General features: G+C 73.2%; 12 protein-coding genes. 3 read left to right on the forward strand and 9 right to left on the reverse strand.

The features are described 5' to 3' along the window. Positions 1-10: 10 nt before the first annotated feature. From ACFC8N_RS20780 to ACFC8N_RS20790, 3 genes are read right to left on the reverse strand one after another with little or no spacing between them, the layout of a single operon-like run. A complete protein-coding gene (locus tag ACFC8N_RS20780) occupies positions 11-793 on the reverse strand; it encodes a 3-oxoacyl-ACP reductase (RefSeq protein WP_356022194.1) in 783 nt (260 codons plus the stop codon). Continuing rightward, complete coding sequence (locus ACFC8N_RS20785) at positions 790-2,163, reverse strand: aldehyde dehydrogenase family protein (RefSeq protein ID WP_362819240.1); 1,374 nt, start codon at positions 2,161-2,163, stop codon at positions 790-792. The genes ACFC8N_RS20780 and ACFC8N_RS20785 overlap by 4 nt, the downstream gene beginning before the upstream one ends. A 23-nt stretch (positions 2,164-2,186) precedes the next feature. After that, entirely contained in the window at positions 2,187-3,545 is a 1,359-nt protein-coding gene (locus ACFC8N_RS20790) for a glutamine synthetase family protein (protein WP_376288969.1), read from the reverse strand. Between the two features lie 117 nt (positions 3,546-3,662). On the opposite strand from ACFC8N_RS20790, the gene ACFC8N_RS20795 reads away from it, so the two are divergent. Both ACFC8N_RS20795 and ACFC8N_RS20800 read left to right on the forward strand, forming a co-directional pair. Then, complete coding sequence (locus tag ACFC8N_RS20795; RefSeq protein WP_356022201.1) at positions 3,663-4,400, forward strand: FCD domain-containing protein; 738 nt, start codon at positions 3,663-3,665, stop codon at positions 4,398-4,400. 54 nt (positions 4,401-4,454) lie between these two features. After that, positions 4,455-5,150: a gamma-glutamyl-gamma-aminobutyrate hydrolase family protein gene (locus ACFC8N_RS20800; RefSeq protein ID WP_362819243.1), complete on the forward strand. Its 696-nt coding sequence runs from the start codon at positions 4,455-4,457 to the stop codon at positions 5,148-5,150. On the opposite strand, the gene ACFC8N_RS20805 is transcribed toward ACFC8N_RS20800, so the two are convergent. Both ACFC8N_RS20805 and ACFC8N_RS20810 read right to left on the reverse strand, forming a co-directional pair. Then, a complete protein-coding gene (locus ACFC8N_RS20805) occupies positions 5,128-6,096 on the reverse strand; it encodes an aminoglycoside phosphotransferase family protein (protein WP_356022206.1) in 969 nt (322 codons plus the stop codon). The genes ACFC8N_RS20800 and ACFC8N_RS20805 overlap by 23 nt on opposite strands. Positions 6,097-6,182: 86 nt before the next feature. Then, a complete protein-coding gene (locus tag ACFC8N_RS20810; protein ID WP_356022208.1) occupies positions 6,183-7,106 on the reverse strand; it encodes a LysR family transcriptional regulator in 924 nt (307 codons plus the stop codon). A gap of 86 nt (positions 7,107-7,192) precedes the next feature. Here ACFC8N_RS20810 and ACFC8N_RS20815 point away from each other — a divergent pair, with 86 nt between their 5' ends. After that, a complete protein-coding gene (locus ACFC8N_RS20815; RefSeq protein ID WP_376288970.1) occupies positions 7,193-8,359 on the forward strand; it encodes a TDT family transporter in 1,167 nt (388 codons plus the stop codon). Here the strand turns inward: ACFC8N_RS20815 and ACFC8N_RS20820 are convergent. The 4 genes from ACFC8N_RS20820 to ACFC8N_RS20835 form a co-directional block, all read right to left on the reverse strand. Beyond that, positions 8,271-8,993: a helical backbone metal receptor gene (locus tag ACFC8N_RS20820; RefSeq protein ID WP_376288971.1), complete on the reverse strand. Its 723-nt coding sequence runs from the start codon at positions 8,991-8,993 to the stop codon at positions 8,271-8,273. The two genes, ACFC8N_RS20815 and ACFC8N_RS20820, sit on opposite strands and share 89 nt — an antisense overlap. Continuing rightward, positions 8,990-9,562: an XRE family transcriptional regulator gene (locus ACFC8N_RS20825; RefSeq protein ID WP_356022302.1), complete on the reverse strand. Its 573-nt coding sequence runs from the start codon at positions 9,560-9,562 to the stop codon at positions 8,990-8,992. Before ACFC8N_RS20825 ends, ACFC8N_RS20820 begins: the two co-directional genes overlap by 4 nt. Positions 9,563-9,936: 374 nt before the next feature. Beyond that, positions 9,937-11,754 (reverse strand): ABC transporter permease/substrate binding protein, encoded by a 1,818-nt coding sequence (locus tag ACFC8N_RS20830; protein ID WP_376288972.1) that lies wholly within the window; start codon positions 11,752-11,754, stop codon positions 9,937-9,939. Continuing rightward, entirely contained in the window at positions 11,747-12,850 is a 1,104-nt protein-coding gene (locus ACFC8N_RS20835) for a glycine betaine/L-proline ABC transporter ATP-binding protein (RefSeq protein ID WP_356022306.1), read from the reverse strand. Before ACFC8N_RS20835 ends, ACFC8N_RS20830 begins: the two co-directional genes overlap by 8 nt. Positions 12,851-12,872: the final 22 nt, after the last annotated feature.

Genomic DNA, 12,872 nt, shown 5'->3' on the forward strand with positions numbered 1-12,872 from the left:
CGAGCGGTCACTACACCGGCGTGACGTACGCGCCCGCGATGCCGCCGTCCACCAGGAAGTCGGTGGCGTTGACGAAGGAGGAGTCGTCGCTGGCCAGGAAGGCGACGGCGGCGGCGATCTCCTCGGCCTCGGCGAACCGGCCGAGCGGGATGTGGACGAGGCGGCGGGCCGCCCGCTCCGGGTCCTTCGCGAACAGCTCCTGCAGCAACGGGGTGTTGACCGGCCCGGGGCAGAGGGCGTTCACACGGATCCCCTCCCGCGCGAACTGCACGCCGAGCTCCCGGGACATGGCGAGGACGCCGCCCTTGGAGGCGGTGTACGAGATCTGCGACGTCGCCGCGCCCATCCTCGCCACGAAGGACGCGGTGTTGATGATGGAGCCCCTGCGCTGCTCGCGCATGTAGGGGATGGCGGCCTTGCAGCACAGGTAGACGGAGGTGAGGTTGACCTCCTGGACGCGCTTCCAGGCCTCCAGGCCGGTCTCCAGGATGGAGTCGTCGTCGGGCGGGGAGATGCCCGCGTTGTTGAAGGCGACGTCGACGCTGCCGTAGGTGTCGTACGCGGTCTTGAACAGCGCCTCGACCTGCTCGGGGTCGGTGACGTCGGTCTTCACGAAGAGTCCGCCCACCTCGTCGGCGACGGCCTTGCCGCGGACCTCGTCGACGTCCGCGCAGACGACGTGGGCGCCCTCGGAGGCGAGCCGGCGGGCGGTGGCGAGGCCGATGCCGCTGCCGGCTCCGGTGACGACGGCGGTACGGCCGACCAGGCGGCGGCAAACAGATTCTGCGGTCACTGTGCGGGGCCCTCCGTGCTGATGAAGACGTTCTTGGTCTCGGTGAATGCGGTCAGGGCGTCGGGGCCGAGTTCGCGGCCGAGGCCGGACTGCTTGTAGCCGCCGAACGGGGTCCAATAGCGGACGCTGGAGTGGGAATTGACGGACAGGTTGCCCGCGCGGACGGCCTGGGACACGCGCAGGGCGCGGCCGAGGTCCCGGGTCCACAGGGAGCCGGACAGTCCGTAGGGGCTGTCGTTGGCGAGGCGGATCGCGTCGGCCTCGTCGGTGAAGGGCAGCAGGACGGCGACCGGGCCGAAGATCTCCTCGCGCGCGGCCTCGCTGTCGTGCCGTTCGCCGGTGAGGACGGTGGGCGGGAACCAGAAGCCGGGGCCGTCGGGGGCGCTGCCGCGCAGGGCGGGCGCGTCGTCGCGGACGTACGACCGTACGCGCTCCAGCTGCTGACGGGAGATCAGCGGGCCCATCTGGGTCTTCTCGTCGGCGGGGTCGCCCACGACCACGGCGGCCAGCGCGTCGGCGAGGAACTCCCGGGCCTCCTCCAGCACCGCCTCCTGGACGAGGATGCGGGTGCGGGCGCAGCAGTCCTGGCCGGAGTTGTCGAGGAAGGAGAACGGGTCGAGGGCGGTGGTGAGGTCGGCGTCGGCGAAGACGATGTTCGGGCTCTTGCCGCCGAGTTCGAGGGTGACCGGCTTGACGAGCCTCGCGCAGCGCTCCATGACCTCGCGGCCGGTGCGGCTGGAGCCGGTGAACACGATCTTGGCGACGTCCGGGTGGTCCACCAGGGCGCGTCCGGCGGTGTGGCCGTGGCCGGGCAGCACCTGGAAGACGTGCTCGGGCAGGCCCGCCTCCAGAGCCAGTTCGGCCAGTCGCAGGGCCGTCAGCGGAGTGGTCTCGGCGGGTTTGAGGACGACCGCGTTGCCGGCCGCGAGCGCGGGGAAGGAGCCCCAGGCGGCGATCGGCATCGGGAAGTTCCAGGGGGCGATGACGCCGATGACGCCGAGCGGCTCCTGGAAGGTGACGTTCCAGCCGCCGGGGACCGGGATCTGCTTGCCGAGGAGGCGTTCGGCGCCGCCGGCCGCGTACAGCAGCAGGTCACGGGCGTTGCCGGCCTCCCAGCGGGCGTTGCCGACCGTGTGGCCGGCCTCGCGGACCTCCAGCCGGGCCAGTTCCTCGGTGTGGGCGTCGACCACGTCCGCGAAGCGGCGCAGCAGCCGGGCCCGGTCGGCGGGGGCGAGGGCGGCCCACCGGGTCTGGGCGCGTACGGCCCGTACGACGGCGGCGGCCACGTCCTGTTCGCTCGCGGCGGCGACGGTGGCGACGACCTCTTCCGTGGCGGGGTTGAGGACCTTCAACTCGTCCGCATCAGACACGAATTGCCCTTTCACAGTCTGGTTCACAGGCGTTCGAAGGAGCGGCGCAGCTCCCAGTCGGTGACCGCGGCGTCGAAGGCCGCCAGCTCGACGCGCGCCATGTTGCGGTAGTGGGCCACGACCTCGTCGCCGAAGGCGGCCTTGGCGATCGGGCTGTTCTCCCACAGCTCGGCGGCCTCGCGCAGGGTGGTCGGGACGTGCTCGAAGTCCGCGGTGTAGGCGTTGCCGGGGCAGGGCTCGGGCAGTTCCAGCTTCTGCTCGATGCCGTACAGGCCGGCCGCGACGAGTCCGGCGACGGCGAGGTAGGGGTTGACGTCCCCGCCGGGCAGACGGTTCTCGAAGCGCAGCGAGCGGCCGTGCCCGACCACACGCAGCGCGCAGGTGCGGTTGTCGTGGCCCCAGGCGACGGCGGTGGGGGCGAAGGAGCCCGGCTGGAACCGCTTGTAGGAGTTGATGTTCGGGGCGTACAGGAGCGAGAACTCGCGCAGGGCGGCGAGCTGTCCGGCGAGGAAGTGCCGCATGACGTCGGACATGCCGTCGCCGTCGGCCATGGCGTTGTTCCCGTCGGCGTCGGCGAGCGAGAGGTGGATGTGGCAGGAGTTGCCCTCGCGCTCGTTGTACTTGGCCATGAAGGTGAGCGAGACGCCCTCCTGGGCGGCGATCTCCTTGGCGCCCGTCTTGTACAGGGCGTGCTGGTCGCAGGTGACGAGGGCCTCGTCGTAGCGGAAGGCGATCTCGTGCTGGCCGGGGTTGCACTCGCCCTTGGCGGACTCGACGGTGAGGCCCGCGCCCGCCATGTCGTTGCGCAGCCGGCGCAGCAGGGGTTCGACGCGGCCGGTGCCGAGGATGGAGTAGTCGACGTTGTACTGGTTGACCGGGGTGAGCCCCTGGTAGCCCGCGTCCCAGGCCGCCTCGTAGCTGTCCTTGAAGACGATGAACTCCAGCTCGGTGCCGACCTGTGCGGTGTAGCCGAGGTCGGCGAGCCGGTCCAGCTGGCGGCGCAGGATCTGGCGGGGCGCGGCGACGACCGGGGAGGCGTCGTTCCAGGTGAGGTCGGCGACGAGCAGGGCGGTGCCGGGGTGCCAGGGGATGCGGCGCAGGGTGGTGAGGTCGGGGCGCATGGCGAAGTCGCCGTAGCCGCGCTCCCAGGAGGACATCGCATAGCCGTCGACGGTGTTCATCTCGGTGTCGACGGCGAGGAGGTAGTTGCAGCCCTCGGTGCCGTGGTGCAGGACCTCGTCGAGGAAGAAGCGGGCGGCGAACCGCTTGCCCTGGAGCCGCCCTTGCATGTCGGGGAAGGCCAGGACGACAGTGTCGATCTCACCGCTCGCGACGAGGGCGTGCAGTTCCTCGACACTGAGCGGGGGTGTGCGGTCTGCCACGGGAGAGCCTCCTTCGGCGCCTTCGCGTTCGAGAGCGGCGCCTTCGCGCTTTTTCGGCCGGGCCAAGAGCCATAAGGTATTGCTCAGAACCATTGCTTGGGAAGGGGGTACGGCCGGATGTCCTGGGAGAGTGACGCGCAGGGGGTGGGAGACCGGCTCGCTCCGGTACTGCGGCCGGTGCGGGCGGGCAACGGCTTCGAGGAGGCGCTGGAGCAGATCCTCCAGGTCGTGCGGCTCGGCCTGGTGCCGGGCGGGGAGCGGCTGCCGGCCGAGCGGGAGCTGGCGGAGCGGCTCGGGATCAGCCGGGTGACGCTGCGCGAGGTGCTGAAGGTGCTCCAGGACCAGGGACTGGTGGAGGCGCGGCGCGGCCGGTACGGCGGAACGTTCGTGCTGCCCCGTTCGGACGCCGGCGGCGAGGACGAGCTGCGGCGGCGGATCACCGAGGTCGACATCGAGGACGTGCTGCGCTTCCGCGAGGTGCTGGAGGTGGGCGCGGCCGGCCTGTGCGCGGCGCACGGGCTGGCACAGGAGCAGGCGGACCGGCTGCGCGAGGCACTGGCCCGCACGCACGACGCCCCGCTCGCCGACTACCGGCGCCTGGACACGCTGCTGCACCTGACGCTGGCCGAACTGTGCGGCTCCCCCTCCCTGACGGCGCAGTACGCGGCGGTGCGGGCCACGGTCAACGACCTGCTCGACTGCATCCCGCTGCTGGTGCGCAACCTGGAGCACTCCCAGCGGCAGCACACCGCGCTGGTGGAGGCGGTGCTGGACGGGGACGCGGACGGGGCACGGGAGATGATGCGCGAGCACTGCGCCGGGACGGCCGCGCTGCTGCGGGGCTTCCTGGCGTAACGACAGCTGCTGTAAAGGTGTGTCAGTGAACCTTTAGCGTCCGGGGAGGGCGATATGGCGACCGTACGACCGCTGATCGGGATCAGCACGTATCTGGAGTCCGGGGCACGCTGGGGCGTGTGGGAGCTGGACGCGGTGCTGCTGGCGGCCGGTTATCCGCGGCTGGTCCAGCGGGCCGGCGGACTGGCCTGCATGCTGCCGCCGGACGCGCCCGCGCGCGCGGCGGAGGCGGTGGCCCGGGTGGACGGGCTGGTCGTCGCCGGCGGCCCGGACGTGGACCCCGCCCGCTACGGCGCGGAGCGCTCGCCGCGCACGGGGCCGCCCGCGCCGGAGCGGGACGCCTGGGAGCTGGCGCTGATCGACGCGGCGCTGGCGGCGGACGTACCGCTGCTCGGGATCTGCCGGGGCATGCAGCTGCTGAACGTCGCCCTCGGCGGCACGCTCGTCCAGCATCTCGACGGGCACACGGAGGCGGTCGGCGTCTTCGGCCGCCATCCGGTCAAGCCGGTACCCGGCACGCGCTACGCCGGCATCGTCCCGGAGGAGACCGCCGTACCGACCTACCACCACCAGGCCGTCGACCGGCTCGGCCGGGGCCTGGTCGCCTCGGCGTACGCGACGGACGGCACGGTCGAGGCACTGGAACTGCCGTCGGCCGACGGGTGGGTGCTCGGGGTGCAGTGGCACCCGGAGATGGACGAGGACCCGCGGGTGATGCGGGCCCTCGTCACAGCGGCAGCCGCCGCCTGAGCCAGGCCGACGCCGCGTCCCCCTGGGCGCGCTGGAAGGCGCGCAGGGTGGGCAGGCCGGGCGGGGACGGGTTCAGGGAGCTGCGCAGGAAGAAGCCCGTGAGAGCGGCGAGTGCGGCGGTCACGGCGTCCGGGTCGGCGGCCCGGCCCAGCGGATGCGCGGTGAACAGTTCCTCGGGATCCGGGCCGCCCTGCGCCCGCACGCACGGCAGCATGACGAGCAGGTCGAACCAGGGCGCGGCGCGCATCGCGTGCGGCCAGTCCACGAAGGCCACTTTCCCGTCGGCCGTGAGCAGCACGTTGTCCGCGCGCAGGTCGGCATGGACCAGGGTGTCCCCCGATGCGCCCTCGGGCCAGCGGGCCTCCAGCGCGGCGAGCTCGGGCAGGTGGCCGGCGGTCCACGCGCCGAGCCGGTCGCGCACGTCGCCGACACCGCCGGCCTCGCCGTCGAGGAGCCGGCGCCAGCCGCTGAAGGCCTCGGCCAGGTCCTCGGCGACGGGCGGGACGTCGAGCGGGCACGGGGTGCCGGTGCGGGCGAGCACGGTCACGGCGTCGAGCACCCGGCGCAGCTCGTCCGGCCGCCAGGGCACATGCGGCTGGCGTCCCTCCACCTCCTCGAAGACCAGCGCCACCCAGGTGCCGTCGTCGTACGTCCCGAGCAGCCGGGGTGCGGGCACGACGACCGGGAGCGCGGCGGCGACCCGGGCCTCCCGGCGGTGCAGGCCGGGGCTGTGCGGGTTGGCCTCGGCGCTCACCGCCTTGACGAAGCCCGTGCCGCCCGCGGCGGTGCGCACGCGCGCGGCGACGCCGGGCGAGAAGCCGCCGTTCTGCGTCTCGGCGCGCACGACCGGTGCGCCGAGCGTCTCGCCGACGGCGCGCCGGACCGAGGCCGGGAGCTCTTCCCAGGGGGTGCGGACGCCGGTGGCGGGCGGGGCGGTGAGGGTCATGCGGGACATGCTGCCGGGCGGGCGGAGCGGCCGGCCAAGGGTTTTCTCCGCCGCGCGGTTCCCCGCACCCCTTCGGGCGCCGCCCCTCACCCCCGCGTCAGCGACAGCAACTCCCGTGCGGGGCCCGTCGGTCGGTGGCCCGTCGGCCAGACCGCCCGCAGATCCCGCTGCAACGAGACTCCCTCCACCGGAATGCTGACCAGTCGCCGCATCGCCAGCTCCTCCCCCACCACCAGCTCGCTGAGGACCGAGGGGCCCGCTCCGCTGACCGCCGACGCCTTGACCGCCGTGGTGGAGGACAGCTCGATCAGGGGGCGGGCGAGGCCGCCGAGTGCCGCGTCGAGGACCTGCCGGGTGCCGGAGCCCCGCTCGCGCAGGATCAGCGGGGTCCCGGCCAGCTCCCGTGCCGTGAGCGGGCGCCGGCGGCGGGCCCAGGGGTGGCCGGGGGCCGTGACGACGATCAGCCGGTCGCGGGCGATGACCGTCGCGTCCAGGCCGCTCGGCACCGTCAGCCCCTCCACGAAGCCGAGGTCCGCCTCGCCGGACAGCAGCAGTTCCGCCACCTTCGTGGAGTTGCCCGCGAGCAACGAGACGGCCGTGTCGGGGCGTTCGGCGTGCAGGGCGAGGAGCCAGCCGGGCAGCAGGTACTCGGCGATGGTCATGCTCGCCGCGACCCTGAGGCGCGAGTCCCGTCGGTCCCGCAGCGCCCGCGCGCCCGCGTCGAAGGCGGCCGCCGCCTCCACCACCCGGCGGGCCCAGTCCGTCACGAGGGCCCCGGCGTCGGTGAGCCGGGAGCCGCGCGGCGAGCGGTCGACCAGGGCCACCCCCAACTGCCGTTCCATGGAGCGGATCCGGCTGCTGGCGGCGGGCTGGGTGATGCCGACCTCGCGTGCCGCCGCGCCGAGACTGCCCAGCCGGGCCACCGCCAGCAGCAGTTCCAGCGCGGCCAGGTCCGGCACCCGGTGCGCCAGGGACGCCGTGCGCTCGTGCCGCCCCTCCGCCTCAGCCATAAGACACCTCGCTCATAAGACCAGCTTATGCCCTCATAGGGAGGAACTCCCTGGTCAGGGGCGGATCCCGGCGGGACGGTGGGGTCATGGTCATCGCAGCCCATCCCTCGTCCGCCCCCTCCGCCCTGCACGCCGCCCGTCTGCGGCACCTCGGGCCGAACTGGTACGCCGCCGTCATGGGCACCGCCATCGTCGGCTCGGCCGGCGTCGCGCTGCCCGGCCACGGGGCGGTGCGCAGCGGTGCGCTCGCGGGAGTCTGGGCGCTGTCCCTGCTCGCTCTGACGGCCCTGCTGGCGGCCCGCGCCCTGCACTGGACCCGCCACCGCGACCAGGCCCGGGCGCATCTGCTCGACCCCGGCATGGCGCCCTTCTACGGCTGCCTGGCCATGGGGCTGCTGGCGGTCGGCGGCGGTGCCATGACCGCCGGACAGCCCCTGATCGGCACGCGGACGGCCGTGGCGCTGGACACCGTGCTGTTCACGGCCGGTACGGCGGTCGGGCTCGTGGCCGCCGTGGCCGTGCCGTACCTGATGGCCGTACGCCATCGCGTCGAGCCCGCGCAGGCGACCCCGGTGTGGCTGCTGCCGCTGGTCGCGCCGATGGTGTCGGCCGCGCTCGGCCCGCTGCTCGTGCCGCACCTGCCGCCGGGGCAGCCCCGGGAGACCCTGCTGCTGGCCTGCTTCGCGATGTTCGGGCTGAGCCTGTTCGCGACGCTGGTGATGCTGCCGCTCGTCTTCGCCCGGGTGATCGGCCCGGACCCGCTGCCGCTCGCGCTGACCCCGACCCTGTTCCTGGTCCTGGGCCCGCTCGGGCAGTCCACGACCGCGGTCGGCAAGATCGCGGACGCGGCTCCCGGCGTCGTACCGGCCCCCTACGACCGCGGTCTCGACGTCCTCTCCGTGCTCTACGGCGTGCCCGTGATGGGCTTCGCGCTGCTGTGGCTGGCGCTCTCGGTCGCGCATGTGGTGCGGGCCCGGCGCCGGGGCATGGGGTTCGCGATGACCTGGTGGGCGTTCACCTTCCCGGTGGGCACGTGTGTCACCGGCGCCGCGGTGCTCGACCGGCACACGGGCCTCGCGTTCTACGACGCCCTGGCCGTGTGCCTGTACGCCGTCCTGGTCACCGCCTGGCTGGCCGCCGTCGCCGGGACCGTACGCGGCCTGCTCAGCGGTGAGTTGCTCGCAGCGCCTCGCCCAGCACCCGTGGCGCTTCGGCCAGCGACGGGCCGTACCACGTCAGGTGCCGTCCGCTGACCAGGGCGCAGGGCAGGCCGGGGAAGGCCTCAGGGCCGTCGTCGGCGGTGAAGCGGTAGGGCTCGTCGGGCAGCACCACCAGGTCCGGGGCCGCCGCGCGCAACTCCGCCAGGGGGACGCGGGGATAGCGGTCCGGGTGACCGGCGTGGACGTGGTCCACGCCGAGCCGGGCCAGGACGTCGCCCGCGAAGGTGTCCCGGCCGAGGACCATCCAGGGCCGGCGCCAGACCGGTACGACGGCGGTCCTGCGCCGGGCCGGCTCCGGCAGCGCGCTCCAGGCCGATTCCGCCTCCGCGAGCCAGCGCGGGCGCGTGGGCGCACCGCACGCGGCGAGCACCCGGGCCAGCTCCGCGAAGGCCTGCGGCACCGCGCGCACCTCGGTGACCAGCACGTCCAGGCCGGCCGCGCGCAGGGCGTCGAGGTCGGGGGCGCGGTTCTCCTCCTCGTTGGCGATCACCAGGTCGGGGGCGAGGGCGAGGATCCGGTCGAGGCGGGGGTTCTTCGTACCGCCGATCCGGGTGACGTCCAGGCCGGCCGGCCGGACGCACCAGTCGGTGGCGCCGGCGAGGACGCCGGGCAGGGTCGCGGCGACCGCTTCGGTGAGGGACGGGACGAGGGAGACGACCCTCGTCAACGGGGCCGGTCCTGCATGGCCTCGATGTGTTCCGCCACCGCCACCACGATCACCCGGGTGTCCGGGACCGTAGCCCGCCAGCGGTGCCGTACCCCACCGGTCAGGTAGAGGGTGTCGCCGCGGCCGAGGCGGTACGCGCGGCCCTCGGCCTCGATCTCCACCGCGCCGTCGGCGACGTACATCAGCTCGTCGTTGCGGTGCTGGAACTCGCGGCCCGCCTCGTGGTCGCCGGTGATCTCGGAGGCGTGCAGCTGGTGGTGGCCACGGACCAGGGCGCGGGTGCGGGGCTCGAAGTCGCCCTCGGCGGCCGGCTCGGCGCGCACGACGTCCACGCTGGCGGCGGGGTCGGCGGCGGCGAGGAGTTCGACGGCGGTGGTGCGCAGGGCGTCGGCCAGCTTCTCCAGGGAGGTGCGGCTCGGGCGGGCCCGGTCGTTCTCGACCTGGCTGAGGAAGGGCACGGACAGGCCGCTGCGCTCGGCCACGGCGGCGAGGGTCAGTTCCAGCGAGCGGCGGCGTCGCCGGACGGCCGCGCCCACTCGCACGGGCTGTTGCTCTTTGTGGTCGCCCATCGCTCCGGCTCCCTCCCTCGCTCGTCGTGCCGCGGACTCTTCTGATGACTTCTCTGCACCCTACGCATGTTCGGCAAACCGTTTCACGCGCCTGCCACATCCCTGTCCGGTCCGCACACCCCCACCCTTACGGTTCACGCCAGATTGTCGGGTTCTCCCGGCCGGTCGCGGAGGTGCCCCGGCCCGTGGTGAATATGCCGACGAGCTGGGTCGGGAGCGCCGGCCCGGGCCCAGGGACGTCACGTTCCGTGATTGGCCGGATCCTTTCCGTACGCGCGTGCCCTCGCGCATGCGCGAGGGGCGGGGCCCGCCGGACGCTCGACACAGCGTGCGGCGGGCCCCGCCCCTCGGGTGGGCGGTCCGGACCGGTCAGGTCACCCGGCCGCCCGGCTCCCGGCCCCCTGCCCGGCGACCGGGGCCCACCTGTCGACCAGGTCGGGGTGGGCGCGCAGCCAGGAGCGCACGGCGTCCTGCTCCTTGCCCTTGCCGGCCTGCTGGACCTGCGACTCCAGGCTCGTGAGCTGCTTCTCGGTCATCGAGAAGTTCTTCAGCCACTTCCCCACCTCGGGGTTGTCCCGGGTGAAGCCCTTGCGGGTCAGGGTGTGCACGCCGTCGCCCTTGCCCCAGGCGCCCTGCGGGTCCTTCAGCTTCTTCAGGTCGTAGTCGCTGTAGGCCCAGTGCGGGGACCACAGGGTGACGACGACCGGCTGCTTCCTGGCGTAGGCGCGCTTCAGCTCGGCGAGCATGGCCGGGGTGGAGCCGTCGATCACCTGGTAGGTGCCGTCGAGGCCGTACGCCTTGAGGACCTTGCTCTTGAGCAGGCTCATCTCGCCCGCGCTGGGCTCGATGCCGACGATCTTCCCGCCGAACTCGGCGGCGTGGGCCTTCAGGTCCGCCAGCGAGTTCACGTCCTTCACGTACGAGGGGACGGTCAGCTCCAGGGAGGTGGGGCCGAACCAGGAGCCGAGGTCGTCGAGCTGCTTGCCGTACTTCTTCCAGTACTCGGCGTGCGTGGTGGGCAGCCAGGAGTCGGTCTCGAAGTCGAGCTGGCCGGTGGCGAGGCCGGTGTAGAGGGGGCCGGCGGCGTACTGGGTGGTGGTGACCTTGAAGCCGCGTTCCTCCAGGATCTCCTTCCAGAGGAAGGTGGAGGCGACGCCCTCGTCCCAGGGGATGTAGCCGATCGTGATCTGCTTGCCCTTGCCGACGTTCGTGCCGGAGGCCTCCGCGGAGGAGCCGGAGGAGGAGCCGAAGATCCCGAGGCCGCCCGCGACGAGGGCGAGGACGACCACACCGGCGACGGCGACGACCGGGCGCGGGCGGTACGACCACGCGCGCGTGGGGGCCTTGGCGAGGGCCCTGCGGCCCTGCGGGGAGAGCTGGGTGCCGAGGGCGCCGGTGATCCGGTCGAGGTAGATGGCGAGGACGACGATGCCGACGCCCGCCTCGAAGCCGTAGCCGATGTCGAGCTGGCCGATGGCCTCGTTGACGGCGCCGCCGAGGCCGCCGGTGCCGACCATGCCGGCGATGACGACCATGGACAGGCCCAGCATGATCACCTGGTTGACGCCGGCCATGATGGTCGGCAGGGCGAGCGGCAGCTGGACGCGGAACAGGATGTCGCGCGGGGTGGTGCCGAACGCCTCGGCGGCCTCGACCAGGTCGGCGTCGACCTGGCGGATGCCCAGCTCGGTCATGCGGACGCCGGGCGCGAGCGCGAAGATCAGGGTGGCGACGACACCGGCGGCGGTGCCGAGGCCGAAGAAGAGCATGGCCGGGATCAGCAGGACCATCGACGGCATCGTCTGGAGCAGGTCCAGGACGGGCCGCAGGGCCGCACCGACCGCCTTGGAGCGGGCGGCCCAGATGCCCAGCGGGACGGAGATCACGAGCGCGAGCACGGTCGCCACGAGGACCAGGGCGAGCGTCGACATGGCCTGGTCCCACAGCTGGAGCGAGTCGACCAGCGCGAATCCGGCGAAGGCGAGGACGCCGGCGACGAGGCCGCGCAGCCACCAGGCGAGGACGGCGAGGATGCCGGCCATGAGCAGCGGCTGGGGCGCGCCGAGGACGGCGTCGATGCCGTTGTACATGCCCTCCATGACGGCCTTGACGGCGTCGAAGAGCCAGGAGAGGTGGTCGACCAGCCAGTTGACGCCGGAGTCGACCCAGTCGCCGAGGTGGATCCTAGGCACGGCTGATCACCTGCTTCCCGTCCCTGTCGCCTTCGTCGCCGCCTTCGTTCTCGCAGGGTGTCGGCTCGGCGTCCTCGTCGCCGAGGAAGCCGACGAGGCGCCGGCGGGGCACGACGCCGACCAGGGTGCGGCGGTCCGTGCCGAGGACGGCGACCGCGTGGGGCACGCGCGCGCTGAGGGCGCACAGCTCGGTGAAGGGCGTGTCGGTCGTCGCGGTCTCGCAGGCGCAGTCGGCCTCGTCGCCGCGCAGGTCGGTGTCCATGACGGCGGCGGCGGTCAGCACGCGGGAGCGGTCGACGTCCTGGATGAAGGAGGCGACGTAGTCGTTCGCGGGGCGCAGCAGGATGTCCTCGGCGGTGCCGGTCTGCACGATCCGGCCGTCGCGCATCACGGCGATGCGGTCGCCGAGGCGCATCGCCTCGTTGAGGTCGTGCGTGATGAAGACGATGGTCTTCTTCAGGGTCTTCTGCAGTTCGAGGAGCTGGTCCTGCATGTCGCGGCGGATCAGCGGGTCCAGGGCGCTGAAGGACTCGTCCATGAGCAGCAGGTCGGCGTCGGTGGCGAGGGCGCGGGCGAGGCCGACGCGCTGCTGCATTCCGCCGGACAGCTCGTCCGGCCAGGACTTCTCCCAGCCGGCCAGGCCGCACAGGGCGAGCGCCTCGTCGGCGCGGCGCTCGCGCTCGGCGCGGGGCACGCCCTGCACTTCCAGGCCGTAGGCGGCGTTGTCGCGGACGCTGCGGTGCGGGAAGAGCGCGAAGTGCTGGAAGACCATGCTGATCTTCCTGGAGCGGACCTCGCGCAGGGCGCGGTCGGTGAGCGCGGTCAGGTCCTGGCCGTCGTAGCGCACGGTGCCCGCGGTCGGCTCCAGCAGCCCGTTGAGCATGCGCAGCAGGGTGGACTTGCCGGAGCCCGACAGACCCATGACGACGAAGATCTCGCCCTCGCCGACGCTGAACGACGCGTCGATCACGGCGGCAGTGGTGCCGTCGCCGCGCAGTTCCTCACGGTCGGCGCCCTGCCGCAGGCGCTCCACCGCCTCGTCCGGTCGTCTGCCGAACACCTTGAACAGATGCTCCGCCTCAAGCCTGGCTGACACGCGTACCTCTCGGATCGGGGAC

This window comes from Streptomyces sp. NPDC055966 (genome assembly GCF_042269865.1).
GTDB lineage: Bacteria > Actinomycetota > Actinomycetes > Streptomycetales > Streptomycetaceae > Streptomyces.